The organism is Tabrizicola flagellatus, from assembly GCF_046295235.1.
Lineage (GTDB): Bacteria > Pseudomonadota > Alphaproteobacteria > Rhodobacterales > Rhodobacteraceae > Tabrizicola > Tabrizicola flagellata_A.
This window is the reverse complement of record NZ_JBKBLV010000006.1, coordinates 62,888-88,497: the sequence shown is the minus strand read 5'-3', so window position 1 is coordinate 88,497 and position 25,610 is coordinate 62,888. Positions and strand designations below refer to the sequence as shown.

23 protein-coding genes are annotated in these 25,610 nt (G+C 68.8%); 18 read left to right on the top strand and 5 right to left on the bottom strand.

The features are described from left to right. Positions 1–14: 14 nt before the first annotated feature. The 8 genes from ACK4IU_RS03945 (at position 15) to ACK4IU_RS03910 (ending at position 9,061) form a co-directional block, all read left to right on the top strand. Positions 15–935, top strand: a complete 921-nt coding sequence (locus ACK4IU_RS03945) for a D-alanine--D-alanine ligase (protein WP_409731889.1) — start codon at positions 15–17, stop codon at positions 933–935. Continuing rightward, positions 923–1,819: a cell division protein FtsQ/DivIB gene (locus tag ACK4IU_RS03940; RefSeq protein ID WP_409731886.1), complete on the top strand. Its 897-nt coding sequence runs from the start codon at positions 923–925 to the stop codon at positions 1,817–1,819. The genes ACK4IU_RS03945 and ACK4IU_RS03940 overlap by 13 nt, the downstream gene beginning before the upstream one ends. After that, on the top strand, positions 1,816–3,150 hold the full coding sequence (gene ftsA / locus ACK4IU_RS03935) for a cell division protein FtsA (protein ID WP_409731884.1): 1,335 nt from the start codon (positions 1,816–1,818) through the stop codon (positions 3,148–3,150). Before ACK4IU_RS03940 ends, ftsA begins: the two co-directional genes overlap by 4 nt. Positions 3,151–3,348: 198 nt before the next feature. After that, the gene (gene ftsZ, locus ACK4IU_RS03930) at positions 3,349–5,001 is read left to right on the top strand and encodes a cell division protein FtsZ (protein ID WP_409731882.1); all 1,653 of its coding nucleotides are present in this window, start codon (positions 3,349–3,351) and stop codon (positions 4,999–5,001) included. A 195-nt stretch (positions 5,002–5,196) separates the two neighbouring features. Beyond that, complete coding sequence (lpxC, locus tag ACK4IU_RS03925; protein ID WP_409731880.1) at positions 5,197–6,129, top strand: UDP-3-O-acyl-N-acetylglucosamine deacetylase; 933 nt, start codon at positions 5,197–5,199, stop codon at positions 6,127–6,129. Between the two features lie 117 nt (positions 6,130–6,246). Next, entirely contained in the window at positions 6,247–7,089 is an 843-nt protein-coding gene (locus ACK4IU_RS03920) for an outer membrane protein assembly factor BamD (protein WP_409731878.1), read from the top strand. Between the two features lie 36 nt (positions 7,090–7,125). Further along, on the top strand, positions 7,126–8,778 hold the full coding sequence (gene recN / locus ACK4IU_RS03915; RefSeq protein WP_409731876.1) for a DNA repair protein RecN: 1,653 nt from the start codon (positions 7,126–7,128) through the stop codon (positions 8,776–8,778). A 121-nt stretch (positions 8,779–8,899) separates the two neighbouring features. Then, a complete protein-coding gene (locus tag ACK4IU_RS03910) occupies positions 8,900–9,061 on the top strand; it encodes a DUF3563 family protein (RefSeq protein WP_149588802.1) in 162 nt (53 codons plus the stop codon). Between the two features lie 3 nt (positions 9,062–9,064). On the opposite strand, the gene ACK4IU_RS03905 is transcribed toward ACK4IU_RS03910, so the two are convergent. Then, positions 9,065–10,435, bottom strand: a complete 1,371-nt coding sequence (locus ACK4IU_RS03905; RefSeq protein ID WP_409731874.1) for an FAD-binding oxidoreductase — start codon at positions 10,433–10,435, stop codon at positions 9,065–9,067. Between the two features lie 96 nt (positions 10,436–10,531). On the opposite strand from ACK4IU_RS03905, the gene purQ reads away from it, so the two are divergent. The 6 genes from purQ to ACK4IU_RS03875 all read left to right on the top strand — a co-directional run bounded on the left by purQ (position 10,532) and on the right by ACK4IU_RS03875 (position 18,603). Beyond that, the gene (gene purQ / locus ACK4IU_RS03900) at positions 10,532–11,200 is read left to right on the top strand and encodes a phosphoribosylformylglycinamidine synthase subunit PurQ (protein WP_409731872.1); all 669 of its coding nucleotides are present in this window, start codon (positions 10,532–10,534) and stop codon (positions 11,198–11,200) included. A 46-nt stretch (positions 11,201–11,246) separates the two neighbouring features. Continuing rightward, on the top strand, positions 11,247–13,007 hold the full coding sequence (locus ACK4IU_RS03895) for an ATP-binding protein (protein WP_409731871.1): 1,761 nt from the start codon (positions 11,247–11,249) through the stop codon (positions 13,005–13,007). A 10-nt stretch (positions 13,008–13,017) separates the two neighbouring features. Continuing rightward, positions 13,018–14,346, top strand: a complete 1,329-nt coding sequence (locus ACK4IU_RS03890) for a sigma-54-dependent transcriptional regulator (protein ID WP_409731869.1) — start codon at positions 13,018–13,020, stop codon at positions 14,344–14,346. A gap of 233 nt (positions 14,347–14,579) precedes the next feature. Beyond that, entirely contained in the window at positions 14,580–15,065 is a 486-nt protein-coding gene (locus ACK4IU_RS03885; RefSeq protein WP_409731867.1) for a hypothetical protein, read from the top strand. Positions 15,066–15,146: 81 nt separating this feature from the next. Next, positions 15,147–15,482: a hypothetical protein gene (locus ACK4IU_RS03880; RefSeq protein ID WP_409731865.1), complete on the top strand. Its 336-nt coding sequence runs from the start codon at positions 15,147–15,149 to the stop codon at positions 15,480–15,482. Positions 15,483–15,900: 418 nt separating this feature from the next. After that, the gene (locus ACK4IU_RS03875) at positions 15,901–18,603 is read left to right on the top strand and encodes a ribonuclease E/G (protein ID WP_409731863.1); all 2,703 of its coding nucleotides are present in this window, start codon (positions 15,901–15,903) and stop codon (positions 18,601–18,603) included. A gap of 84 nt (positions 18,604–18,687) precedes the next feature. On the opposite strand, the gene ACK4IU_RS03870 is transcribed toward ACK4IU_RS03875, so the two are convergent. After that, positions 18,688–18,918 carry a sulfurtransferase TusA family protein gene (locus ACK4IU_RS03870; RefSeq protein ID WP_409731861.1) on the bottom strand — a complete coding sequence of 77 codons (231 nt, stop codon included), beginning with the start codon at positions 18,916–18,918 and terminating at the stop codon, positions 18,688–18,690. Positions 18,919–19,030: 112 nt separating this feature from the next. Here ACK4IU_RS03870 and ACK4IU_RS03865 point away from each other — a divergent pair, with 112 nt between their 5' ends. The 3 genes from ACK4IU_RS03865 (at position 19,031) to ACK4IU_RS03855 (ending at position 22,432) form a co-directional block, all read left to right on the top strand. Next, complete coding sequence (locus ACK4IU_RS03865) at positions 19,031–19,786, top strand: cytochrome c biogenesis CcdA family protein (RefSeq protein WP_409731859.1); 756 nt, start codon at positions 19,031–19,033, stop codon at positions 19,784–19,786. A gap of 64 nt (positions 19,787–19,850) precedes the next feature. After that, the gene (locus tag ACK4IU_RS03860; protein ID WP_409731857.1) at positions 19,851–21,101 is read left to right on the top strand and encodes a hypothetical protein; all 1,251 of its coding nucleotides are present in this window, start codon (positions 19,851–19,853) and stop codon (positions 21,099–21,101) included. Beyond that, entirely contained in the window at positions 21,098–22,432 is a 1,335-nt protein-coding gene (locus tag ACK4IU_RS03855) for a cytochrome P450 (RefSeq protein WP_409731855.1), read from the top strand. Before ACK4IU_RS03860 ends, ACK4IU_RS03855 begins: the two co-directional genes overlap by 4 nt. Before the next feature lie 101 nt (positions 22,433–22,533). Here the strand turns inward: ACK4IU_RS03855 and purS are convergent, their stop codons facing one another. From purS to ACK4IU_RS03840, 3 genes are all read right to left on the bottom strand, one after another. Beyond that, a complete protein-coding gene (gene purS / locus ACK4IU_RS03850) occupies positions 22,534–22,773 on the bottom strand; it encodes a phosphoribosylformylglycinamidine synthase subunit PurS (protein WP_409731853.1) in 240 nt (79 codons plus the stop codon). Between the two features lie 64 nt (positions 22,774–22,837). Beyond that, the gene (locus ACK4IU_RS03845; RefSeq protein ID WP_409731851.1) at positions 22,838–24,094 is read right to left on the bottom strand and encodes an MFS transporter; all 1,257 of its coding nucleotides are present in this window, start codon (positions 24,092–24,094) and stop codon (positions 22,838–22,840) included. 70 nt (positions 24,095–24,164) lie between these two features. Beyond that, a complete protein-coding gene (locus ACK4IU_RS03840) occupies positions 24,165–24,917 on the bottom strand; it encodes a phosphoribosylaminoimidazolesuccinocarboxamide synthase (RefSeq protein WP_409731849.1) in 753 nt (250 codons plus the stop codon). A 191-nt stretch (positions 24,918–25,108) separates the two neighbouring features. Between ACK4IU_RS03840 and ACK4IU_RS03835 the strand changes: the two genes are divergently transcribed. Further along, positions 25,109–25,423, top strand: coding sequence for a DUF1476 domain-containing protein (locus ACK4IU_RS03835; RefSeq protein ID WP_409731847.1), 315 nt, complete (start codon positions 25,109–25,111; stop codon positions 25,421–25,423). The last annotated feature ends 187 nt before the right edge of the window (positions 25,424–25,610 follow it).

Sequence of the window (25,610 nt, the reverse complement as noted above, 5' to 3'; positions counted from 1 at the left end):
GGATGAGGCAGTGTATGGCGGGCGCATCGAGCAGGATGGCCCCCGAAGTGGCGGTTCTGATGGGTGGGCTTTCCGCTGAGCGGGAAGTGTCGCTTGTCTCTGGGCGCGAGTGCGCCAAGGCCCTGCGGGAGGCTGGATACAAGATGATCGAGGTCGATTGCGGCCCCGACCTGCCTGCGCGCCTGGCCGAGCTGAAACCCGCCGTCTGTTTCAACGCGCTGCATGGCCGCTGGGGCGAGGATGGCTGCGTCCAGGGCATCCTGGAATGGCTGAAGATCCCCTACACCCATTCCGGCGTGCTGGCCTCGGCCCTTGCGATGGACAAGGTCAAGACCAAGGAGGTCTACAAGGCCGCAGGTCTGCCGGTGGTGGAAAGCGTCCTGGCCACGAAGGAAGAGGTGGAGGCGGGGCATGTGCTGCCCGCGCCCTATGTGGTGAAGCCCTACAACGAGGGGTCGTCGGTCGGGGTCTATATCGTCCGCGAGGGGTCGAATGCAATGCGGCTGGCGGCCTCGATGCCGGCGGTGGTGATGGTCGAGGCCTATGTGCCGGGGCGGGAGCTGACGACGACGGTGATGGGCGACCGGGCGCTGGGCGTCACCGACATCATCACCGACGGCTGGTATGATTACGACGCGAAATACAAGCCGGGCGGCAGCCGGCACGAATGCCCGGCGAAGATCCCGGCCGAGATCGAGGCGGCGTGCCTCGACTATGCGTTGCGCGCCCACAAGGCGCTGGGCTGCCGGGGCGTCAGCCGCACCGATTTCCGCTGGGACGAGGCGCGGGGGCTGGACGGGCTGATCCTTTTGGAGACGAACACCCAGCCGGGGATGACGCCCACCTCGCTTGCCCCCGAACAGGCGGCGATGCGGGGGATTTCCTTCCCGGAGTTCTGCGCCTGGATGGTGGAGGACGCCTCATGCAATCGCTGATCGCCCGCCGCCCCGCCGCGCGGGTCCGACGGGACCCCGCACCGTCGAAATGGGCCTACCGGGTCCAGCGCTGGATGCTGACGCCCTATGTGCGCGGCTTCGTCTGGAAGGGCCTGCCGACGCTGGTGCTGCTGGGCGCGGGAGCGATGTGGTTCAGCCACGAGCCGAACCGGCAGGCAGTGATCGGTCAGCTGACCCACCTGCGGCAGGAATTCGAGGCGCGGCCGGAGTTCCGGGTCTCGCTGGCCCGGATCGAGGGCGCATCGCCGGATCTGGCCGAGGCGGTGCGCGCAAAGCTGGCGCTGCCGTTGCCTATGTCGTCCTTCGACATCGATCTGGATGCCGCGCGGGCGCGAGTCGAGGCGCTGGATGCGGTGCTGCGCGCCGATCTGCGGGTCCGGTCCGGCGGCGTGTTGCAGGTGACGATCACCGAGCGCGTGCCCGTGGCCGTCTGGCGCACGGAGGAGGGGCTGACCCTGGTGGACGAGACCGGGCATCGCGTCGCGGGCCTTCTGGCGCGGGCCGACCGGGCCGACCTGCCGCTGATCGCGGGCGAGGGGGCTGATGTCGCCACGCCCGAGGCGCTGGAACTGATTGCGGCCGCCGGGCCGCTGACTCCGCGCATCCGGGGCCTGGTGCGGATGGGCGAGCGGCGCTGGGACATCGTGCTGGACCGCGACCAGCGCATCCTTCTGCCCGAGGCCAACCCGGTTCAGGCGCTGGAACGCCTCCTGGCGCTGGACCATGCCCAGGACCTGATGAACCGCGACATCCTGACCGTGGACCTGCGGTCGGACCGCCGACCCACCCTTCGCCTGACCCCCAATGCCCTTGCCGAGGTGCGCCGCGCGCAAGGACTTGAAACCGTGGAGAACGAACTGTGACCGATCTCTATACCTCCCAGCGTGCCATGCGGAACATGCGTCGGGCTGCCATGCAGCGCGGCGTCATCGCCATCCTCGACGTGGGCACGTCGAAGATCGCCTGCCTGATCCTGCGGTTCGACGGGCCGGACCGGCTGCGTGAGCAGGATGGCGTCGGGCCGATGGCCGGGCAAAGCCAGTTCCGCGTGATCGGCGCGGCCACGACGCGCAGCCGCGGCGTGCGCTTCGGCGAGATCGCGGTGATGAACGAGACCGAACGCGCGATCCGCACCGCGGTACAGGCGGCGCAGAAGATGGCCAACGTGCGGGTCGATCACGTCATCGCCTGCTTCTCGGGCGCGGAGCCGCGCAGCTATGGCCTGGCGGGCGAGCTTGACCTGCACGACAGCGTGGTCAGCGAGCAGGACGTGAGCCGCGTGCTGGCCGCCTGCGACGTGCCCGACCTCGGCCCCGGCCGCGAGGTGCTGCACGCCCAGCCAGTGAACTTCGCGCTGGACCATCGCACCGGCCTTGCCGATCCGCGCGGGCAGATCGGGCACCGGCTGGCGGTGGACATGCACCTTCTGTCGGTCGATGGCGACGTGGTGCAGAACCTGCTTTACTGCATCAAGCGCTGCGACCTGGAACTGGCGGGGCTGGCCTCGTCGGCCTATGTCTCGGGCATCTCGAGCCTCGTGGAGGACGAACAGGAACTGGGCGCGGCCTGCATCGACATGGGCGGCGGCGCGACCGGCATCTCGATCTTCATGAAGAAGCACATGATCTATGCCGACAGCGTCCGGATGGGCGGCGATCATGTGACCTCGGACATCTCCAAGGGCCTGCAGATCCCGATGGCCACGGCCGAGAAGATCAAGACGCGCCATGGCGGGCTTTATGCGACCGGCATGGACGACCGCGAGATGATCGACATCGGCGGCGACAGCGGCGACTGGGAAAAGGACCGGCGCCGGATCAGCCGGACCGAACTGATCGGCATCATGCGCCCGCGCGTCGAGGAAATCCTGGAGGAAGTGCGCGCCACGCTGGATGCCGCCGGTTTCGACACCTTGCCCAGCCAGCAGATCGTGCTGACCGGCGGTGGCAGCCAGATCCCCGGACTTGACGGGATCGCGACGCGCATCCTTGGCCAGCGCGTGCGCCTGGGCCGCCCGCTGCGGGTGCAGGGCCTGCCGCAGGCGGCAACCGGTGCGGCCTTTGCCAGCGCCGTGGGCCTTTGCCTCTTTGCGGCACACCCGCAGGACGAATGGTGGGACTTCGAGATTCCGGCCGAGCGCTACCCAGCCAGATCGCTGCGGCGGGCCGTGAAATGGTTCAAGGACAACTGGTGACCACAATATCCACGAGAGAAGGGCGAAATGCCGCTGATATCGGGAGGTTGACCCCCAGATTTCGTGGTTCGTCACGAGTTTTCGCGTGACCTTTGCCTGTCTTGTGGATAGAATCGAGGATAAGTCGGCCTTCCGCAGGGGAATTGCGCGAGAAAGGCCCGATAAAACAGGCGGCGGACAAACGGACGGGCAAACCCAATGGCACTCAATCTGACGATGACTTCGGAGCGTGAAGAGCTGAAGCCGCGCATCACCGTGTTCGGTGTTGGCGGCGCGGGCGGCAACGCGGTGAACAACATGATCGAGAAGGCGCTGGAAGGCGTCGAATTCGTCGTGGCCAACACCGATGCGCAGGCCTTGCAGCAAAGCCGGGCGGGGTCGCGGATCCAGATGGGGGTCAAGGCGACGGAAGGTCTTGGCGCGGGGGCGCGGCCCTCTGTCGGGGCCGCTGCGGCGGAAGAGACGATCGAGGAAATCGTCGACCACCTGGCGGGCGCGCACATGTGCTTCATCACGGCCGGCATGGGCGGTGGCACCGGAACCGGCGCGGCCCCGATCATCGCCCAGGCCGCGCGCGAGCTGGGCGTGCTGACCGTGGGCGTCGTGACCAAGCCCTTCCAGTTCGAGGGCGCCAAGCGGATGCGCCAGGCCGAGGAAGGGATCGAGGCGCTTCAGAAGGTCGTCGATACCCTTATCATCATCCCGAACCAGAACCTGTTCCGGCTGGCGAATGAACGCACCACCTTCACCGAAGCCTTCGCCATGGCCGACGACGTGCTGTACCAGGGCGTGAAGGGCGTGACCGACCTGATGGTGCGTCCGGGCCTCATCAACCTCGATTTCGCCGACGTCCGCGCGGTGATGGACGAGATGGGCAAGGCCATGATGGGCACAGGCGAGGCCACCGGCGAGGACCGCGCGGTGCAGGCGGCCGAGAAGGCCATCGCCAACCCGCTTCTGGACGAGATCAGCCTGAACGGCGCCAAGGGTGTTCTCATCAACATCACCGGCGGCCATGACCTGACCCTGTTCGAGCTGGACGAGGCCGCGAACATCATCCGCGAGAAGGTGGACCCCGAGGCCAACATCATCGTCGGCTCCACGCTCGATACCGCGATGGAAGGCCGGATCCGTGTCTCGGTCGTGGCGACGGGAATCGACGCCTCGGCCGCGAACAAGGCCGAGACGCCGGTCGCGCGCCGTTCGATGGAGCGGCCCCTCACGCTGGCCCCCACCCATGAGCCGGAGGCGCCGCGTGCGGTCGCCCCGGTCCAGGCGCCGGTTGCCGAGCCTATGATGGATGACCGCAACGTGTTCGAGGACGATATCGCCTCGGTCGCGGACGCCGCTTTCGATGCGGCGGCCTCGAGGGCCGACATGGAAGCCGACGAGATGGCGGTCGAGGACGACCTGCCGCCGCCGGCCTATCGTCCGCAGGCCCCGGCGCAGCCGACGCTGGTGCGCTCCACCCCCGCCGCGATCGAAGCCGATCCGGGCGCCTTCGTCGCCCCGCGTCCGCGGGTGGCGGGACAGCCCTCGCCCGAGGCGCTGGCCCGGTTGCAGGCTGCGGTCAACCGTCCCGCAAGCGCGGCGGCCAAGCTTGGCCGTCCGACGCCGGTCGCCGCCGCGCCCGCCCCCGCCGCCCCCGCGGCAGCCGCCGCAGCGTCGAAGCCCCGCTTCGGCATCGGGTCGCTGATCAACCGGATGGCGGGCCACCTCGAGGCCGGCAGCGCCGCCTCGCCGGCGGGCCGGACCCAGCCTCCGGTGACCTCGTACGATGACGATCACGACATGGGGTCGGATCAGGACCGGATCGAGATTCCCGCCTTCCTGCGCCGCCAGGCCAACTGAGAAGAACGCGGCAGACTTTTGGAGACTGGCCCGGGAAACCGGGCCTTTTCCGTTTTGCGGCAAGGCGTTGCCGAACATTTCACGTCTGACACATACCGTCACAAAGAGTGAGTTGAGATCGGAGACCTTAACGACTAGCTAACGGTCAAGCGCAGGCGGGGAGCCTACCCGTCGCAATCCGAGGTCAAGCGAGACGTGCAGTACACCCTGAAATCCCCTGCGGCTTTTGCCGGCTTTGGTCTGCATGGCGGCGCGCCGGTGCGGATGGTCGTGCATCCCGCCGCCGCGGATCACGGGATCTGGTTCCGCCGCACCGATGTGGCCGCCGACCGCGATGTGATGATTCCGGCACGGTGGGACGCGGTCACCCCCTCGCGGCTGTGCACGGTGATCGAGAATGGCGACGGCGTTTCGGTGTCGACGATCGAACACCTGATGGCGGCGCTGGCGGGGATGGCGATCAGCAATGCGTTGATCGAGATCGACGCGCCGGAAGTGCCGATCCTCGATGGTTCGGCCGCCCCGTTCATTGAAGGCTTCATGGCCGCCGGACTGGAGAAACAGGACCTGCCGGTCCGCGCGGTGCGGATCCTTGCCCCGGTCGAGGTGCGCGAGGGCGAGGCCGTGGCGCGGCTGGAACCGGCAGAGATGCTGGAGATCGACTTCCGCATCGACTTCGAGGAGCAGGCGATCGGGGTCCAGGAGCGTCGGCTGAACATGGCCAACGGTGCCTTCGTGCGCGAACTGTCCGACAGCCGCACCTTCTGCCGCCAGTCTGACGTGGACGCGATGCGCGCCCGTGGCCTGGCGCTGGGTGGAACGCTGGAGAATGCGGTGGTGTTCTCGGGCGACCGGGTTCTGTCTCCGGGCGGCTTGCGCCACGCGGACGAGCCGGTGCGCCACAAGATGCTTGATGCGGTCGGCGATTTGTCGCTTGCAGGAGGGCCTATCCTGGGCCGTTACGTCGGCGAGCGGGCGGGCCATGCCCTGACCAACCGCCTGTTGCGGGCGGTGTTTGCGAATCCCGCGGCCTATGAGATCGTCGATTGCGGGCCGGGAACGCTGGGCAAACTGCCGGGCGTCGGGGTGCATCCGGGCGATTTGCCCGCGCGCAACGCCGTCAGCTGAACCTTCGTCCACACGACAAAGGCGTTTTGCGCGCCGGATTTTTCTGTGCTAGGACGGGCCGAACACACGAGCCAAGAACAGGGCAAACTGCCCGGGCTGAGGTTGGATAGGCGAAGAATGTCAGGCAGAAGGCTCGGCGCGGGGTTCCTCAAGACGGCGCTTCTGGTTGCCCTGCTGAGCGGCTGTGCAGGCGGCGGCAGCAACCAGCTCCGGCTGGAAAACTATACTGCGGAAGAGATCTACAAGAAGGGCGAGCTGGAGCTTGAGACCAGCAAGCGCCCTAAGGACGCACTGATCTACTTCCAGGAAGTCGAGCGGCTGTATCCCTATACGGAATACGCCAAGCGCGCGCTGATCATGCAGGCCTTCACCCACCACAAGGCCAAGCAATACCCGGAGGCCCGAGACGCCGCCCAGCGGTTCCTGGATTTCTACCCTGGCGACGAGGACGCGCCCTATGCGCTCTACCTCATGGCGCTGTCCTACTACGACCAGATCGACGATGTCGGCCGCGACCAGGGTGTCACCTTCCAGGCCCTGAAGGGCATGCGCGACGTGATCGAGACCTATCCCGACAGCGAGTACGCACGCTCGGCGATGTTGAAGTTCGACCTGGCCTTCGACCAGCTGGCCGCGAAGGAGATGGAGGTCGGGCGCTATTACCTCAAGCGCAGGCACTATGCCGCAGCGATCAATCGCTTCCGCACTGTGGTCGCCGACTTCCAGACCACCTCGCACACGGCTGAGGCGCTGCACCGGCTGGTCGAGGCCTATCTGGCACTGGGCCTGACTGACGAGGCGCAGACGGCGGCGGCGATCCTGGGGCACAACTACCAGTCCTCGCCGTTTTACGAGGACAGCTTCCGCCTGCTGAAGGGCAGGGGCCTGTCGCCGGAAGCCAAGGGCGAAGGCTGGTTGCGCACGATCTACCGCCAGATGGTGCGGGGCGAGTGGCTCTAGTCATGGTGCGCTGTAGCGCACCCTACGAGGGCGGCCATGCTCCGCGCGCTTGAGATCCGCGATGTGCTGATCATCGACCGGCTGAGCCTCGATCTCGGCCCGGGGCTGAACGTGCTGACCGGCGAGACCGGGGCGGGCAAGTCGATTCTCCTCGACGCGCTGGGATTCGTGCTGGGCTGGCGGGGTCGGGCGGAACTGGTCCGCCAGGGCGCGGCGCAGGGCGAGGTGACGGCGGCCTTTGACCTGCCCCCCGCCCATCCCGCGCGAGAGGTGCTTGAGGAGGCGGGGATCGAGGCGGAAGAGGAGCTGATCCTGCGCCGGGTCAACAGCGCCGACGGGCGCAAGACTGCCTGGGTCAACGACCGCCGCGTCTCGGGCGAGGTGTTGCGCGACCTGTCGGACCGGCTGGTGGAGCTGCACGGCCAGCACGATGACCGGGGCCTCTTGAACCCGCGCGGGCATCGGGCGCTGCTGGATGCCTATGCGGGCCTTGATCTGGCACCCCTGCGTGCCGCCTGGGCGGGGCAGCGCACGGCACGGGCAGCCCTGGCCGAGGCCGAGGGCGCGTTGGCGCGGGCGGCGGCGGAAGAGGAGTTCCTGCGCCATGCGGTGGCAGAACTGGACAGGCTGCGCCCCGAGCCGGGCGAGGATGCGGCGCTGGATGCGCGGCGCCGGCTGATGCAGGGCGCGGCGCGGATCCGCGAGGACGTGGCCCGCGCCCTGGCCGCGCTGTCGGAAGAAGGCGCCGAGGGCCGGATGCGCGACGCCCTGCGCTGGCTGGACGGGGCGGCGGAGAAGGCCGAGGGTCGGCTCGACGCGCCTCTGGAGGCGCTGAACCGCGCGCTGATCGAACTGGGCGAGGCGCAGTCCGGGGTGGAGCGCGCGCTGGAGGCGCTGGACTTCGATCCCGGAGAGCTGGAGCGGGTCGAGGAGCGGCTGTTCGCGATCCGGGCGCTGGCGCGCAAGCATGGGGTGCTGCCGGACGATCTGGGCGGGTTCGCGGACGGCCTGCGGGCGCGGCTGGCGGCGATCGACGGCGGGGCGGCGGGGCTTGCCAGGCTTGGCAAGGCGGTGGACGAGGCCGAGGCGGCCTATGCCACCGAGGCGGCGCGGGTGACGGCGGCGCGGCGCGCGGCGGCGGCGCGGCTCGATGCCGCGATGGCGGCGGAACTCGCGCCCCTGAAGATGGAACGTGCGGTCTTTGCGACCGAGATCGCGGCGGGCGAGCCGGGACCCGAGGGCGTGGACGCCGTGACCTTCACCGTCGCCACCAACCCCGGTGCGCCGGCGGGGCCCTTGAACCGGATCGCCTCGGGCGGCGAACTCAGCCGTTTCCTCTTGGCGCTGAAGGTCTGCCTGACCGGCGACAATCCGGGCGTCACGCTGATCTTCGACGAGATCGACCGGGGTGTGGGCGGGGCCACGGCGGATGCGGTGGGCCGGCGGCTGAAGGCGCTGGCGGCGGGCGCGCAGGTGCTGGTGGTGACCCATTCCCCGCAGGTCGCGGCCTTCGGCACGCGGCACTGGCGGGTGGAAAAGCGGGTGGCGGGGGATCAGACCCTGTCCACCGTCAGCGGCCTTGGCGAGGCGGAGCGGGTCGAGGAAATCGCCCGGATGCTGGCCGGCGACACGGTGACCGAGGCCGCGCGGGCGGCGGCACGGGCCTTGCTTGCAGGCCAGGCAGCTTGACGCGAGATACGGCAGGTTTGTAACGGTCTATGCGTCAGGTGCATGGCGGAATTGCCGCCCTGACGCTACAACGCTGCGCTGCGGCGTCCTATCTTCGGACCAAAGAAGAAAGGGCAGCACCATGATCAACCTGTTGAAATCCCTGTTTCCGGCCCAGGCCCCCGGCGCGCTGACCGCGCGCGAGCTCGCCTATCTGGAAGGCGCGGTCTCGCGGATCGACCTGGAACGCCGCGAACGCGAGATCGACCGCGGCCTGTTCCGCCAGCCGCATCCCTATTTCTGAGCCTTACCCCGGCACCAGCTTGCCGGGGTTCATCAGCCCGAGGGGATCGAGGGCGCGTTTCAGATCGCCCATGATCCCCCAGCCTTCTCCGTGTTCGGCCGCCATCAGGGGCCGTTTGCCAAAGCCCACCCCGTGTTCCCCGGTGATCGTGCCCCCGAGCCGCAGCGCCCGGTCGGCCATCCGCTGCGCGAGCGCCTTGGCGGTGGCGATCTCGGCCTCGGACCCCGGATCGACCATCAGGATCGCGTGGAAATTGCCGTCGCCGACATGGCCGAGGATCGGCCCCGGGATGCCCGAGGCGGCGATGTCGGCGCGGGTTTCCTCCACCGCCTCGGCCAGCCGCGAGATCGGCACGCAGAGATCTGTCACCACCGCCCGTGCCCCCGGCCGCGAGGCGAGGATCGCCCGATAGGCCGCATGCCGCGCGGCCCAGAGGCGGCTGCGGTCCTCGGCCCGCTCGGCCCAGTCGAGGCCCGCCGCGCCGAACCCGGCGGCAAGGTCGCGGAAGCGGCTGACGTCCTCGGCCAGGCCCTGCGGGTGGCCGTGGAATTCGACCAGCAGCTGCGGGGCAGGGGGCAGGGAGAGCGCCGAGTAGGCGTTGCAGGCGGCGACGGTGTCGGTGTCGAGAAACTCGATCCGCGCCGGGGCAAGGCCCATCTGCATCGTGGCCATCACGCAATCCACCGCCGCGCCGACCGAGGGGAAGGCGGCGACGGCGGTCATCACCGCCTCGGGCTGGCCGTGGAGGCGCAGGGTCAGCTCGGTGATCAGGCCGAGCGTGCCCTCGGAGCCGACGAAGAGCGCGGTCAGGTCGTAGCCGGCGGCGGATTTCGGGGCGGCGGTGCCAGTGCGGATCACCCGCCCGTCCGCCAGCACCACCTCAAGTCCCCGCACATTGTCGCGCATCGTGCCATAGCGCACCGCCGTCGTCCCGGAGGCGCGGGTCGCGGCCATGCCGCCCAGCGAGGCATTGGCGCCGGGATCGACCGGGAACATCAGGCCGGTGGTGCGCAGTTCGCGGTTCAGCGCCTCACGCGATAGGCCCGGCTGGACGCGGACCAGCCGGTCCTCGGGCCGGATCTCGACCACGGCGGCCATCTCGCGGAAGTCCGCCACCACCCCGCCGGCGACGGCCAGCGCGTGGCCTTCCAGCGAGGTGCCCGCGCCCCAGCCGATCAGCGGCACGCGATGCGCCGTGGCCCAGCGGGCCAGCGCCGAGACTTCTTCGGTTGTGCGGGGAAAGACCACGGCGTCAGGGCGGCCGGCAGAGACGAGGCTTTCGCTTTGCGCATGTTCGGCAAGGACGGCCTCGGCAACCGAGGCCCGGTCGGCGAAGATCGCGCGCAGGGCAGAGAGGGGGGCGGCATCCAGCATGTCCCCAGCCTAGAACCTGCGGCGCGGGGTGCAAGCTCTGGCCCTTTGCGGCGACCTGCGCTATCAGGCGCGCAGTCCGAACAGGGAGTCGCCCCGATGAAAGCCGCCGTCGTCACCTTCCCCGGCTCGAACTGCGACCGCGATCTGGCCGTGGCCTTCGAAGGCGCGGGGTTCGAGGTGGAGCGGGTCTGGCACAAGGACAGCGAATTGCCGGCCGGCGTCGATGTGGTGGGGGTGCCGGGGGGGTTCAGCTTCGGCGACTATCTGCGTTGCGGGGCGATCGCGGCGCAGTCGCCGATCGGCGGGGCGATCCGGGCGCATGCCGAACGCGGCGGCTATGTGCTGGGGATCTGCAACGGGTTCCAGGTCATCACCGAGATGGGCCTTCTGCCCGGCGTCCTGATGCGCAACGCCACGCTGAAATTCGTCTGCCGCACAGTGACGCTGCGGGTCGAGACGGTGCAGTCCGACTTCACCAGCGCCTACACGAAGGGTCAGGAGATCCGCATCCCCGTTGCCCACCACGACGGCAACTACACCATCGACGCCGAAGGTCTGGCGCGGTTGAAGGGCGAGGATCGCATCGCCTTTACCTACACCGAGAACCCCAACGGCAGCATGGCCGACATTGCGGGCGTCCTGTCGGAGAACCGCCGCGTGCTGGGGATGATGCCGCACCCTGAACGCGCGACCGAGGCCGCGCTGGGCAGCGCGGATGGCAAGGGTCTGTTCGCCTCGCTGATGCGCGGGATGGCGCTGGCCTGAGCCCCTTCGGCTTGAGACCACCCCGGGCGGGGCCTACTCTGTCCAAATGACTGCAACCGATACCAGCACGATCGCACCCAGCGCGCCGGGCCTGCCCTGGCGCGCAAAGCTGGCCGTGGCCTTCCTGGTCATGCTGGCTATCGTGGTGGTGCTGGTGTCGAACCGGCTATTGACCGACCGCTACACCGCCGACACGCGCGGCCGGGCCGAAGTGCGGCTGGCGCTGTATACCGGGAACCTGATGGCGGAATTGCAGCGGACCTCGGTCGTGCCGCTTCTCTTGTCGAACGACCCCGACCTGATCTCGGCGCTGAAGGCGGGCAATTTCTCGGGCACATCGGCCAAGCTGATCGCGCTGCAGACGGAACTGGGCGTGGCCTCGATCCGGCTGGTCGATGCCTCGGGCCGGGTCGTCGGCGCGACGAACCGGAATGTCTTGGGCACGAACCACCGCAATGCTGCCTATTTCGTGACGGCGCAGCGCACCAAGGAGACGATCTTCACCCCGGTCAAGCGCGACGCTGGCGGCTTCGACTTCCTGTATTCGCGGGCGATCATCGCCGATTCGCGCGTTCTTGGTGTCATCATCGTATCCGTCGATCTGATGAAATACGAACGCGCCTGGGCGGGCCTTCAGGACGCGGTGATGGTCACCGACAGCGAGGGCACGGTGATGCTCTCGACCGAGCCGCGCTGGCGTGGCCTGCCCAAGACCGAGGCACTGGCGCTGCGGGATCCGCCCTCGGCCATCGCGCGTGCGCTGCGGGCCACGGCTGAATGGGCGCAGGAGCCGCCCGACGCCTATGTCCGCGGCGAGGCGGTGATGCGGACCGAGGCGCGGGTGCCGTTCCGCGGCTGGAAGATCGCCACCTTCACGGCCTATGGGTCGGTCCGTGAGCAGGTGAACGGAATCCTGGCGCTGGAGATCATGGGGTTCGCGATCCTGATGGCCTTCACCTTCTACCTCCTGTCGCGCCGGGCCTGGTCGCGGTCGCTGTCCTATCAGCGGGAATCGGCGGAACTGCGGCTGCTGAACGCGCGGCTGCAACGCGCGATCGCGGAACGCGAAAAGGTGAAGAAGGACCTTGAGGTCGCGGAACTGACGCTGGCGCAGTCCTCGAAACTGGCCGCTCTGGGCGAGATGTCGGCCGCGGTGAGCCACGAGCTGAACCAGCCGCTCGCGGCGATGAAGACCTACCTCGCCGGCGCGCGGCTTCTGTTGCAGCGCAAGCGCGTGGAAGAGGCGCTGTCCAGCTTTCAGCGGGTCGATGACCTGATCGAGCGGATGGGCGCGATCACGCGGCAGTTGAAGTCTTACGCAAGGAAGGGCGGAGAAGCCTTTGAAGAGGTTGATCTTCGCGCCTGCGTCTCATCGGCCCTGGCGATGATGGAACCGCAGCTCAAGGCGCGCGTCGTCAAGATCAGCCGGGGACTGCCGCGCCAGCCGGTGATGGTCATGGCCGACCGGCTGCGGCTGGAGCAGGTCATCATCAACCTGTTGCGCAACGCCCTGGACGCGACGAAGGACATCAAGGATCCGCATGTCGAGATCCTGTTGTCGGCGGGGGAGACCGCGACGCTGACGGTGCGCGACAACGGGCACGGGATAAACGATCTCGAGAACCTGTTCGAGCCGTTCTACACGACGAAGAAGCCGGGCGAGGGCGTGGGCCTGGGCCTTGCGATCTCCAGCGGCATCGTGACCGATCTGGGCGGGCGCCTGACCGCGCGGAACGGGGACGGGGGCGGCGCGGTGTTCGAGATGCAATTGCCGATCCTCGGCAACAGACAGGAAGCAGCAGAATGAAGAGGTCCCAATGGCCCGCGCAATGAAGGTGGCGATCGTCGATGACGAGGCAGACATGCGGCAGTCGATCAGCCAGTGGCTGGCGCTGTCGGGGTTCGACACGGAAACCTATGCCAGCGCCGAGGATGCCTTGAAGGTCATCGGACCGGATTTTCAGGGCGTCGTCGTCAGCGACATCAAGATGCCGGGGATGGACGGGATGGCGTTCCTCAAGCGGCTGATGGGCCAGGATTCGGGCCTGCCGGTCATCATGATCACCGGCCATGGCGATGTGCCGATGGCGGTCGAGGCGATGCGGGTGGGCGCCTTCGACTTTCTGGAAAAGCCCTTCAACCCCGACCGGATGACCGAGCTGGCGAAGAAGGCGACCCAGGCCCGGCGCATGACGCTGGACAACCGCGCGCTGCGCAAGGAACTGGCCGACGGCTCGACCATCATGAAGAAGCTGATCGGGTCCAGCCCGGCGATGGAGCGGCTGCGCGAGGATATCCTCGACCTGGGCCAGGCCGACAGCCACGTCCTGATCGACGGCGAGACGGGGACGGGCAAGACCCTGGTCGCGCATGCTCTGCATGCGGTGGGGCCAAGGGCCTCGAAGAAGTTCCTCTCGATCTCCTGCGCGGCCTGGTCCGAGGACAAGCTGGCGGCGCGGCTGTTCGGTCCGGGCGAGGACGGGGCGCTGCCGCTGGTCGAGGAGGCGCGGGGCGGCACGCTGCTGCTGGAGGACATAGAGGCGATGCCGAGCGCCTTGCAGGCGCGGCTTCTCACCTTCATCAACGATCAAGGCACCCCGCCCGAGACGCGGATCATCGCGATCTGCAACAGCCACGCCCCCGACACCACGCTGGAACAGTCGCTGCGGCCGGACCTTTTCTACCGGCTGGGGGCGATGACGATCCTTCTGCCGCCCCTGCGGACGCGGGGCGAGGACATCCTGCAACTGTTCACCCGCCTCAGCGAGCAGTTCGCCGAGGAATACGGCTGCGAGGCGCCGCAGGTCACCGCGCAGGAGGCGGCGCAGCTGTTGCAGGCGCCCTGGCCGGGGAACGTGCGGCAGCTCGTGAACATCGCCGAGCGGGCGGTGTTGCAGAACCGGCGCGGGTCGGGGTCGATCGCGAGCCTCCTGATGGCCGAGAACGAGGCCTCGGGGCCGGCGCTGACCACGGAAGGCAAGCCGTTGAAGGACTATGTGGAAGCCTTCGAACGCATGCTGATCGACAACACGATGCGGCGGCACAAGGGGTCGATCGTGGCGGTGATGGAAGAGCTGTGCCTGCCGCGCCGGACGCTGAACGAGAAGATGGCCAAGTATGGCCTGAGCCGCGGGGATTATGTCTGACCACGCGGGACAGGCCCCTGGCCTGATGTGAAATCAAGGGCTTGGGCGTGGACAGTCAGGGTTTGTTGACCCTGTTTGCCTGGCCAGACCCGCTCGTCGTCGACTGCGTCGCTCCTCGCTCGACGCCCTCCGACGAGAAGACGCAGTCGCACGAGGAGGTCCGGGCAGAACCGGGCTTGCGACCACCGGTCCTGTCGTGCCTTGCTGTACAGGCACGGTGGGAGGGATTGCGCATGGCGGTCAGGCGATGGATCGGTCCGGGGCTGGCGCTTGCGGCGGCGGGTCCGGCGCGGGCCGAGTGCCTGGGGGCCTGCGCCAACGACCTCCTCGCGGCGCTCGTCTCGATCCTGGTCTACGCGCTGATCGGGATTGTGCTTCTGGTCATGCTGATCCGCCCGAAATGGCGGCGGGCGGGGCTGTGGGGACTGGGGCTTTCGGTCCTGCTGGCGCTGGGGCCGCCGGCGGTCTCGCAGGGCTGGCAGGCCTGGAAGCTGCGGGCGGTCGAGGCGCGGGAAGTGGTCGGCGATCCGCCGTCGCTGGCCCAGCGGAAGCCGCTCTTGATCGCGCCGCGCCCCTATTGCCGGGACGAGGTCTGCGGCGAGGTCCTGCGCCGGCGCGGCCAGGGGCCGGTCTATGTCGTCCCGGGCGAGGCGCTGACAGGGATGGACCTGTCCGGCCCGGTCGCCCTGGCCGACCTGCCGCTGGAGACCTGGTCCTAGGATCCCGCGACGGGCGAGATCTTCCGCCGCGCCCTGACCCCCGACGAACGCCGCGCGGCGGCGGGGAAGATCGACTATCTGGTGGTGACCTCGTGGCTTTACGGCGAGGACGGGCCGGGACCGGTCGAGGCCGCCTTGCGCCGGAACCCGGGCCTGGCGGGCATGGGGACGGGAGAGGCCGTGCGCCTGCTTCTGGCCCCCCTGCCGGCAGGCGAGGGCATCCTGTCGCTGGCAGCCCTGCGGCCCGACTATCTGGACCTGAGCCTGCAGGACCGCGCGCTGGCCTTCCCGCTGGCCCCGCGCAACACGCAGGCTGCCGACAATGGTCCTGCCGGGGTGGAGGCCGCGATGCGGGCGCTCTGCCCGGAAGAAATCGGCGAGGCGGACTCGGAATGTCGCTGGCTTCTCGACCGCTGACCGCGCGATCCGCCGCATGACGCGGCGATGACAGCGCGGTGAAATTCGTCATTGCCCTTGGTCGGAGTTTGCCGCTAGGGTCGCCTGAAGGCAGTTCGCTGCCCGAAGAATTCTCTCCCCTGGGGCCTGGGCGCGTCCGAACGTGTCGCCCCGGGGGAGCCGGATCGGCCGCAAGGTCGTGCACATTGCCCGCAAGTCCCTGGATTTGTTGGCTGACTTAGGTGGAGGGCCCGAAAGGCCCTTCAATTGTAACCGCGATGAGGCGTGTGAGCATTTTGCCAGGCGATCCCTTCGGCCCACCGGGTCGAGGATCGGCGCATGTGCCCGCTGCCCGCGCCCAGACAAGCCGCCCCGCCCGTCACACTCATCCCGCTGGTCCGCCAGGGGGCCTGTTGCGCCCGGGGCGCAATGGACCAACATGTCAAAGAAGATGCTTATCGATGCCACCCATCCCGAGGAAACCCGGGTGGTCGTGGTCGACGGAAACAAGGTCGAAGAGTTCGACTTCGAGACCGTAAACAAACGCCAACTTGCCGGAAACATCTACCTTGCCAAGGTGACGCGCGTAGAGCCGTCGCTTCAGGCGGCGTTCGTGGAATACGGCGGCAACCGGCACGGGTTCCTCGCCTTCGCCGAGATCCACCCGGACTACTACCAGATCCCGGTCGCCGACCGGAAGGCGCTGATCGAGGAAGAGCGGGCTATGGCCCGCGCGGAGGAGGAAGAGGAAAACCGCCGCTCGCGCCGCCGCGGACCGCGTCCGCCGGCCCGGGCCGAAGCGGTGAAGCCGGCCGATGTCGTGACCGAGGGGCCGGCGGGGATGGATGTCGTCGACCTTGGCGAGGACGAGACCCAGGACGGACCGCTGGTCGAGGCCGCAATCGCCGAGGCCGCCGAGCCGCACCACGACCTTGACCACGACCACGACCACCACAACGAGTCGGTCGAGAACGGCTCGGAAGGCTACCGCGCGGTCGATCATGCCAGCGACACCGACGAGGAGATCGAGTCGATCGCCGAGGAGGACATCGCCGAAGAGATCGCCCAGCCGCGCCGGCCGCGCGCCCGGCGCTACAAGATCCAGGAAGTGATCAAGGTCCGGCAGATCATGCTGGTCCAGGTCGTCAAGGAAGAGCGCGGCAACAAGGGCGCGGCACTGACAACCTATCTGAGCCTCGCGGGCCGCTATTGCGTGCTGATGCCGAACACCGCGCGCGGCGGCGGGATTTCCCGCAAGATCACCAATGCGGTGGACCGCAAGAAGCTGAAGGAGATCGCGGGCGAGCTGGAGGTGCCGGAAGGTGCCGGCCTGATCGTGCGCACGGCCGGGGCCAAGCGCACCAAGCCCGAGATCAAGCGCGACTACGAATACCTGATGCGGCTCTGGGAGCAGATCCGCGAGCTGACGCTGAAGTCGATCGCTCCGGCGAAGATCTACGAGGAGGGCGACCTGATCAAGCGGTCGATCCGCGACCTCTACAGCCGCGAGATCGACGAGGTGCTGGTCGAGGGCGAGGCGGGATACCGCACCGCCAAGGACTTCATGCGGATGATCATGCCGAGCCATGCCAAGCAGGTCGTTCGCTACCAGGACCAGACACCGCTGTTCGCGAAGTACCAGGTCGAGGGCTATCTGGCCGGCATGTTCAACCCGGTGGTGCAGCTGAAATCCGGCGGCTACATCGTGATCGGGGTGACCGAGGCGCTGGTGGCGATCGACGTGAACTCGGGGCGGGCCACGAAGGAAGGCTCGATCGAGGAGACGGCGCTGAAGACCAACCTCGAGGCCGCCGAGGAGATCGCGCGCCAGCTGCGCCTGCGCGACCTGGCGGGCCTGATCGTCATCGACTTCATCGACATGGAAGAGCGGAAGAACAACGCCGCTGTCGAGAAGCGCCTGAAGGACAAGCTGAAGACCGACCGCGCGCGGATCCAGGTCGGGCGGATTTCCGGCTTCGGCCTCTTGGAGATGAGCCGGCAGCGGCTGCGGCCGGGGATGCTGGAATCGACGACCCAGCCCTGCCCGCATTGCCATGGCACCGGGCTGATCCGGTCGGACGACTCGATGGCGCTGACGGTGCTGCGTGCGCTGGAGGAGGAGGGCACGCGCAAGAGGTCGAAGGAAGTTCTGCTGCGGGCGCCCGTGGGGATCGTGAACTACCTGTTCAACCACAAGCGCGAGCATGTGGCGCTGATCGAGGCACGCTATGGAATGAGCGTGCGGATCGAGGCCGATCCGATGATGGTCAGCCCCGACTATGCGATCGAGAAGTTCAAGACCGCGATCCGGGCGGTGCCGGAAACCCCGGTCGTTTCGGGCCATGCCGGCCTGATGGGCGCGCCAGTCGAGGAGGAGGACGAGGAGATCCTTGACGACCTGGTCGAGGAGGAGGCCGAGGACGCCGAAGAGGCTGCCGTGGCGCCGGCCCCGGCGGGTGAGGGCGACGGCCAGCCCGGGCGCAAGAAGCGGCGTCGTCGTCGGCGGCGGCGTGGTGGCCAGCGCGAGAATGGCGGGCCGGTGACCGAAGGCGCAGAGGCCGAGGCTGCGGAGGACGGCGAGGAGGACGAGGACGAGACCTCGGATGGTGTCGTCCCGGCAGAGGAGCCCGAGGTGGTTCCGGTCGCTGCGGAGGTTGCCGAAGAGACCCCCGCGGCCAGGCCGAAGCGGACCCGCAGGCCGCGCGGCGCGAAGGCCGAGCCGGAGGTGAAGGACGCGGCACCGGTGGCCGAGGCTGCTGCCGAGGTGGTGGCCGAGCCCGTGGCGGAAGCGGTGGCCGAGACGGTGGCGGAGGAGAAACCTGCGCCGAAAAAGCGGGCGAGCCGTGCCAAGGCCGCAGCGCCGACCGCGGCAACCCCCGTTGCCGACGAGCCGGCCAAGCCGAAGTCACGGTCGCGGGCCAAGGCGGCGGGACCGGAGACGGCGGCCGCCGAACCGGCCCCTGCGGCGGCGGAGCCAGAGGTTTCGGCGACCGAACCGGCCCCTGCGCTGGCGCCCGATCCGGGACTGGCGGCGGTGGCCGAGACGGTTGTCGCCGATCCCGCCGAGGCCGGGGCCCCGGCACCCGAGCCGGAGGAACCCGCCAAGCCCAAGCGCAAGGGCTGGTGGTCTCTGGGCCGCTGAGGAACGCTCCTCGTTCGACTGCATCTCCTCGTCGCTGGGTGCAACCTGCGGCGAGCCGTGCGGGTGGCATTGACCAGTCTTCGGTCAGCCGCGGCGGATCAGGTGGAGCGTGACGGAGCCCTCGGTCCGGCTGCCGAGGTAGGCGTGGCCCGCCCCGGCGCAGAAATGCGGCAGGTCGATCGCGGCCATGGCATCGGTCGCGCGGACGCACAGCACCCGGCCGGGCGCCAGCGCCAGAAGCCGCTTGCGCGCGCGCAGCACCGGAAGGGGGCACAGAAGCCCCTCGCAATCCACGATCTCGTCCCAGTCGGCCATAGGGGCGGTGTAACCGTGCCGCCGGGGGCGGGCAAGGTTACAGGCCGGCCACGCGCATGTGACGGGCTGACCCGGTGACGGGACAAGGGAAAGCCGCTATCTGGGGAGGAACATGCTCGGAATCGAGATCATCGACGCTGCCCTTCTGCCCGCGATGCTGGTCGCGTTGGTGGCGGGCGTGCTGTCGTTCCTGTCGCCTTGTGTACTGCCCATCGTGCCGCCCTATCTGGCCTACATGGGCGGGATCTCGGTCGGCGAGATGCGCGACGGGGTGGACCGGCACCGGGTGATCCTGCCGGCGCTGTTCTTCGTGATGGGGCTGTCCACGATCTTCCTGCTCCTGGGCTTCACCGCCTCGGCCTTCGGCAGTTTCGTCTTGCAGAATCAGCTGCTTCTGGCGCGGATTTCAGGTGTCCTCATCATCGTCTTCGGCCTGCATTTCCTGGGCCTGTTCCGCATTCCGATCCTCGACCGCGAGATGCGCATGGACGCGGGCGACCGGGGCGGTTCGGCGCTTGGCGCCTATGTGCTGGGCCTGGCCTTCGCCTTCGGCTGGACGCCCTGCATCGGCCCGCAGCTGGGCGCGATCCTGTCGCTGGCGGCACAGGAGGGCAGCATGGAGCGCGGGACGCTTCTGTTGGGCGTCTATGCGCTCGGGCTGGGCCTGCCCTTCCTGCTGGCGGCAGTTTTCATCGAGAAGTCAATGGCCTTGATGACAAGGCTCAAGCGTCACATGAAGCTGATCGAGCGGCTGATGGGCGGGCTTCTGGTCGTGGTCGGGCTGGCGCTCCTGACCGGGGCCTTCACCGATTTCAGCTACTGGATGCTGGAGACCTACGAGGTGCTGGGCCTGCCCCTGCCGGGCTGATCCCGCCGCGCATGCCTTTCCTCTGCCTTGCGAGGCGTTAAGGTGGCGCGGACAGACTTGCAGGATGGTCGTGGCGGCACAGGACAACAGCGCGGGAGAGGCGGGCGTTTTCCGGCGCCATGTCCTTTACATCCCCGGCTACGACCCGTTTCCGCCCCGGCGCTACCGCGAGCTTTACCGCAGCGAGGGCGCCGCACAGGCCGCGATCTCGGGCTATCGGCTGGCGATCCAGCCCCGCGCAGGCGAGACCTATGGCTGGCGGGTCGCCGCACGGATCGAGGGGCGGGAGGTCGAGGCCGAGGTCGAGGTGCTGGTCTGGTCGGACCTCGTGCAGCAATCCATGGCGCAGGGCATCGCCGCGACCTATCTGCAGCTGGTCCGGACGGCATGGGCCTATATCGGCCATGGCGCCCTCAACCGGCTGATGCGGCTGCGCAAGGGGCCGATGATTGCGGCGCTGTATCCGATTGCTGTCCTCATCCTGCAGGCCGTGATTGCCCTCTTGGTCCTTTTCCTCGCGGCGAAGGCAGTTGCCTGGGCCTGGCTGGTGCTGGTCGGGCCCGGATCACCGGGTCACTGGGTCGCAATCCTGTTCGGGCTGTTGGCCGGATGGCTGACGCTGCGCGGTTTCCGTGCGATGGATCACCGGGTCTATGCCTATTACCTGATGCATGACTATGCCTTCACCGCCGGGCTGAAGGGGGAGAACCCGCCGGCACTGGAGCGTCGGATGGCCGAGTTCCGGGCCCGCATCCGCGCGGCGCTGGAGCGGGACCTGGATGAGGTGCTGGTGGTCGGACATTCCTCGGGCGTGCATCTGGCGGTGTCGATCCTGGCCGACCTGATCCGCGAGGGCCTGCCGGCGCGGCGCCCGGCCCTGGGGTTTCTGAGCCTTGGGCAGGTGGTGCCGATGGTGTCGTTCCTGCCGAGGGCGGGCCGGCTGCGCGGGGATCTGGCCTATCTTTCGACAAGGGTTGAACTGACCTGGGTGGATGTGTCCGCCCCCGGAGACGGGTGCAGCTTTGCGCTCTGCGATCCGGTGGCGGTCACAGGTGTCGCGCCCGAGGGACAGCGCTGGCCGCTGGTGCTCTCGGCCGCCTTCAGCCAGACGTTGCGCCCCGAGACATGGCGGGCTCTGCGGCGGCGCTATTTCCGGCTGCATTTCCAGTATCTTTGCGCCTTCGATCGGCCGGGCGACTACGACTATTTCCGCATCACGGCCGGGCCGCTGACGCTGGCGGAGCGGTTCCGGGGGCGCAAGCCCTCTGCCAGCCGGATCACCCGGCCGCTGAGCCCGCACCGGAGCGTCGCGTGACCCCCCCGCTGCCGCCGAAACCGGTGCCCAGGGCGGACCGGGTTTCGCTCTGGGGCCATCTGCGGGCCTTCCGGCGCGACATCCTGTCGGCCCAGCCGGCGCGGCTCTATCGCGCCTGGATGGCCGAGTTCCGCACGCCCTTCTTCGAGAGCTACCTCTGCAACGATCCGGCGCTGGTCCGCCGGGTGCTGGACGAGAGGCCGCAGGATTTCCCCAAGTCGAACCGGGTGACGGAAGGGCTGCGGCCGCTGCTGGGCCGGTCGGTCTTTGTCACCAACGGCGAGGAGTGGCTGCGCCAGCGGCGGATCATCGACCCGGCCTTCGAGGGTGGCCGGCTGCGCGAGGCCTTTCCGGCGATATGGGCGGCGTCGGAGGCGGCGGTGGCCAGGATGGCGACCGGCGAGGTGGAGGTGGAGCTTGCGGCCAGTCACGCGGCGGCGGACGTGATCTTCCGCACGCTGTTTTCGATTCCCATCGAGGACCGGGTGGCGCAGGCGGTGTTCCACGAATTCCGCGCCTATCAGCGCTCGGCGCCGATCCTGAACCTCGGCGCCTTCCTGCGACTGCCACACTGGGTGCCGCGGCTGCACCGGGGGGCGACGCGGCGGTCGGCGCGGGAGATCCGGGGGCTGATCGCGGGGCTGACGGCGGAAAGGGCGGCAGCCATCGCGGCGGGGACGGCGCCGGCGGACCTGGCGACCAAGATCATGACGACGCCCGATCCGGTGACGGGCGCGCGGTTCGGGACCGACGAGATGGTCGATCAGGTGGCGATCTTCTTTCTGGCAGGGCACGAGACCAGCGCCTCGGCCCTGGCCTGGTCACTCTATCTGCTGGCCACGCACCCCGAGGTGCAGGAGCGGGTCACGGCCGAGGCCGAAAGCTTGCGGCCCGAGTTCGGCACGCTTGGGGCCCTGCGCCTGACCCGCGATGTCTTCCGCGAGGCGCTGCGGCTCTATCCCCCGGTGCCGATGCTGGTGCGCGAGACGCTGCGGCCGGAAGAGTTCCGGGGCCGCAGGGTCCGGCGCGGGGCGCAGGTGGTCATCAGCCCCTGGCACCTGCACCGGCACGAAAGGCTGTGGGAAAGGCCGGATGCCTTCGATCCCGACCGCTGGGCGGGCGAGGTGCCGCAGGGCGGCTATCTGCCCTTCTCGCGGGGCCCCCGGGTCTGCCCCGGCGCGGGGTTCGCGATGCTGGAGGGCACGCTGATGCTCGCGCATCTCGTGCGCGCCTTCCGGTTCGAGGCGCTGCCCGACCGGGTGCCGGTGCCCGTGGCGCATCTGACGGTCAGGGCGCGGGACGGGATCTGGTTGCGGGCGTTGCGGCGGTAGGGGAATGGCGCGCGGTCGGGCGGCGGCGGTCTTCGGGGAAACCGCGGTGCCTCCGGCGGGAGTATTTGGGAAAGGGCAAAAGCCGAGGGGGCGGCGCCCGGTCAGAGAAGCTCGACCCGGTAGCTTTCGATCACGGTGTTGGCGAGAAGTTTCTCGCACATTGCCTTGACCGCGGTTTCGGCCCTGGCGGCATCGGTTTCGGCGAGGTCGAGTTCGATCACCTTGCCCTGCCGCACGCCGTTGACCCCGGCGAAGCCCAGCGAGCCGAGCGCGTGGCGCACGGCCTCGCCCTGGGGATCGAGGACGCCGGATTTCAGCATGACGGTGACGCGGGCTTTCATCGGGGCCTCCCGGGGTTGGTCTGGCCCGTCCTTAGCGAAGGGGCGGGCAGGGGGCAAGGGGGGCTCAGCCCGGGCCGGGCTCCGGGGCAAGCGCGGAGGCGGGGGCGGGCAGGGCGCGGCGGGCGGCGAGGGCTCCGGCCCCGGCAAGGGCGGCGGCCAGGAGGAAGTAGCCGGCGATCCAGACCGATTGCACGGTCATGTCGTAGCCGCGGTCGATCAGGGCGCCGGTGACGCCGGGGCCGATGGCGCTGCCGAGCACCATGACCGCACCGGTCATTGCCCGGATCCGGCCCAGATGCGCGGTGCCGTAGAATTCCGCCCAGAGCGCCGCGGACAGCGTGGCATTGGCCCCGACCGACAACCCCATCAGCACCATGGCCAGCGCCCCCGTCGTCGGCGTCGCGGCCTGGGATAGGACCAGGTAGCCCGCAGCGAGCGGCAGGAGATAGACCGGCACCAGCCGCGCAGCGCCGAAGCGGTCCACCGCCCAGCCGGTGGCCAGCATGCTGGCGATGCCGGTCAGGGTGAAGACCGGGAACAGGGCGACCAGCGTGACATGCGCCCAGCCCTTAACCTCGGCCAGGTGGACCTGATGGAAGAAGAAGGCGGTGTTCCAGGCGGGCGGCCCCAGAACGGCGGGCAGGAGGAGCCAGAAGAGCCAGTGCCGCAGGACCTCGGCCCGGGTCCACTGGCGGCCCCGCATGCCGGCCGACCGGCTTTCGGCGGCGAAGGATTGCGGCGTGCGTTCCTGGCGCAGGAGCGCGTTCAGCACCGGGACCAGCGCAACCAGCAGGAGGCCCGCGCAGAGCCAGAGGCTGCGCCAGTCGAGGACCAGAAGCAGGCTTGCCGCGAGGATCGGCAGGAGCGCCTCGCCCGCCGCGACGCCGAGCCCGGCGAAGGCCACCGCCCGGCCGCGTTGCGCCGCGAACCAGCGCGACATGGCGACCATGGCGCTGTGGCTCATCATGCCCTGGCCCATCAGGCGCATCAGGAACACCGCGACGGCCAGCGCCCAGACAGCCGAGGCCATGGCCATCAGGAAGGTGGCCAGCGCCAGACCGAACAGGATCACCGGCCCGATCCGGCGCACCCGGAAGCGGTCGGTCAGCCCGCCGGCATAGACCATCACCGCCGCCGAGGCCATGGTCGCCCCGGCGTAGAGCCCGCCCCATTCCCCGTGCGACAGGCCGAAGGCGGCGCGGATCTCGCCAGCGAAGACCGAGATGAAGAAGGTCTGCCCGAAGCTTGAAGCCCAGGTCAGCAGGAACCCCGCGACAAGCCAGCGGAGGTTCCGGCGCAGGAAGGCGAGATAGTCCGTCATGCCGGGTCCTTGCGCGACCTGCCCGCGGACCGGCACCGCGCGGTCGGGCGCTGCGGTGGGTATGGTATGCTCAGTTGATGAGCGTGGGCTTCATCGTGTGGGTAACGTTCGAGGGCAGGACGCCGAGGCGCCGCGCCAGTTCGGTATAGACATCGCCCAGCGGTTGCGGGTCGGGGATCGTGCCGTCGGGGCGCTCCGGCTGGCGCATGTCCCAGAGACGGCAGCTGTCGGGGCTGATCTCGTCGGCGACGATCAGGCGCATGAAGTCGCCTTCCCAGATCCGGCCGACCTCGATCTTGAAATCCGCCAGCCGGATGCCCACGCCCATCATCACGCCCGACAGGAAGTCGTTGACCCGCAGGGCCAGCGCCACGATGTCGTCGAGGTCCTGCTGGTTGGCCCAGCCGAAGGCGACGATGTGTTCCTCGGCCACGAGGGGCGAGTTCAGCTTTTCGTCCTTGTAATAGTATTCCACGATCGGCCGCGGCAGTTGCGCACCTTCCGGGATACCGAGCCGGGACGAGAGCGGCCCCGCGGCGAAGTTGCGCACAACGACTTCCAGCGGGATGATCTCGGCCATGCGCACAAGCTGTTCGCGCATGTTCAGCCGGCGGATGAAATGCGTCGGCACCCCGATCTGGTTCAGCCCGGACATGAAGAATTCCGACAGCCGGTTGTTCAGCACGCCCTTGCCTTCCAGCGTCGAGGGGGCGGCCACCGACGGACTGCTGTCGTCCTTGAAATACTGCACCAGAGTCCCGGGCTCGGGGCCTTCGTAAAGGATCTTGGCCTTGCCTTCGTAGACCTTCTTGCGCCGTGCCATGGTTCACTCTTTCCGGGGGTCGCGGCGGAAGGATCGCGCCTTCAAGCCGCTTTCCTTGGGCTATAGTCCAAGGGGCCGATACCCGCAAGGCGCGAGCCGTGGGCAGACCCGCGCAAGCCCGGCCGAAGGGGCTTGCGGCGACCGGGCCGGATGGGCATATGGGAAGAAACGCCAGACAGTCGGGGGATCCCATGACCACGTTCGACGACCGCGAAAACGCCTTCGAGGCCAAGTTCGCCCATGACAGCGAGATGCAGTTCCGGGCCGAGGCGCGGCGCAACAAGCTTCTTGGGCTCTGGGCGGCCGAGCTCATGGGCAAGACCGGCGACGAGGCGGCCGCCTATGCGGCCGAGGTGGTCAGCTCGGACTTCGAGGAGGCGGGCTCGGAGGACGTGGTGCGCAAGGTCGTGGCCGATCTGGCCGGCAAGGCCAGCGCCGACGAGATCCGCGCAAAGCTGAAGGAACTCCTGCCGGTTGCCAAGGCGCAGCTGATGAGCGAGTTCTGAGGCCGGAGCCTCCAGCCTGAGACCGGGCGCGGACCTCCGGGGCCGCGCCTTTTTGCTGTCCGGATGCGGGTGGTCGGGTCAAGGCACGGGTCCGGCCGGGCAACGACCGATTTGAGACAGACCGCAAGACACCATGCAGAATATGAAATTGCCTCGGCCCGCAACCCGTGGCAGAGGGGAAGCCAGC

What these genes read in the sequence shown, in the direction of transcription:
- ftsZ (WP_409731882.1), top strand. Translation starts at nt 3,349, where the DNA reads ATGGCACTCAATCTGACGATGACTTCGGAGCGTGAAGAGCTGAAGCCG.
- ACK4IU_RS03920 (WP_409731878.1), top strand. Translation starts at nt 6,247, where the DNA reads ATGTCAGGCAGAAGGCTCGGCGCGGGGTTCCTCAAGACGGCGCTTCTG.
- ACK4IU_RS03910 (WP_149588802.1), top strand. Translation starts at nt 8,900, where the DNA reads ATGATCAACCTGTTGAAATCCCTGTTTCCGGCCCAGGCCCCCGGCGCG.
- ACK4IU_RS03940 (WP_409731886.1), top strand. Translation starts at nt 923, where the DNA reads ATGCAATCGCTGATCGCCCGCCGCCCCGCCGCGCGGGTCCGACGGGAC.
- ACK4IU_RS03835 (WP_409731847.1), top strand. Translation starts at nt 25,109, where the DNA reads ATGACCACGTTCGACGACCGCGAAAACGCCTTCGAGGCCAAGTTCGCC.
- purQ (WP_409731872.1), top strand. Translation starts at nt 10,532, where the DNA reads ATGAAAGCCGCCGTCGTCACCTTCCCCGGCTCGAACTGCGACCGCGAT.
- ACK4IU_RS03945 (WP_409731889.1), top strand. Translation starts at nt 15, where the DNA reads ATGGCGGGCGCATCGAGCAGGATGGCCCCCGAAGTGGCGGTTCTGATG.
- ACK4IU_RS03860 (WP_409731857.1), top strand. Translation starts at nt 19,851, where the DNA reads ATGGTCGTGGCGGCACAGGACAACAGCGCGGGAGAGGCGGGCGTTTTC.
- ACK4IU_RS03875 (WP_409731863.1), top strand. Translation starts at nt 15,901, where the DNA reads ATGTCAAAGAAGATGCTTATCGATGCCACCCATCCCGAGGAAACCCGG.
- ACK4IU_RS03890 (WP_409731869.1), top strand. Translation starts at nt 13,018, where the DNA reads ATGGCCCGCGCAATGAAGGTGGCGATCGTCGATGACGAGGCAGACATG.
- recN (WP_409731876.1), top strand. Translation starts at nt 7,126, where the DNA reads ATGCTCCGCGCGCTTGAGATCCGCGATGTGCTGATCATCGACCGGCTG.
- ACK4IU_RS03845 (WP_409731851.1), bottom strand. Translation starts at nt 24,094, where the DNA reads ATGACGGACTATCTCGCCTTCCTGCGCCGGAACCTCCGCTGGCTTGTC.
- ACK4IU_RS03870 (WP_409731861.1), bottom strand. Translation starts at nt 18,918, where the DNA reads ATGGCCGACTGGGACGAGATCGTGGATTGCGAGGGGCTTCTGTGCCCC.
- ACK4IU_RS03885 (WP_409731867.1), top strand. Translation starts at nt 14,580, where the DNA reads ATGGCGGTCAGGCGATGGATCGGTCCGGGGCTGGCGCTTGCGGCGGCG.
- ACK4IU_RS03865 (WP_409731859.1), top strand. Translation starts at nt 19,031, where the DNA reads ATGCTCGGAATCGAGATCATCGACGCTGCCCTTCTGCCCGCGATGCTG.
- ACK4IU_RS03895 (WP_409731871.1), top strand. Translation starts at nt 11,247, where the DNA reads ATGACTGCAACCGATACCAGCACGATCGCACCCAGCGCGCCGGGCCTG.
- ACK4IU_RS03840 (WP_409731849.1), bottom strand. Translation starts at nt 24,917, where the DNA reads ATGGCACGGCGCAAGAAGGTCTACGAAGGCAAGGCCAAGATCCTTTAC.
- ACK4IU_RS03905 (WP_409731874.1), bottom strand. Translation starts at nt 10,435, where the DNA reads ATGCTGGATGCCGCCCCCCTCTCTGCCCTGCGCGCGATCTTCGCCGAC.
- purS (WP_409731853.1), bottom strand. Translation starts at nt 22,773, where the DNA reads ATGAAAGCCCGCGTCACCGTCATGCTGAAATCCGGCGTCCTCGATCCC.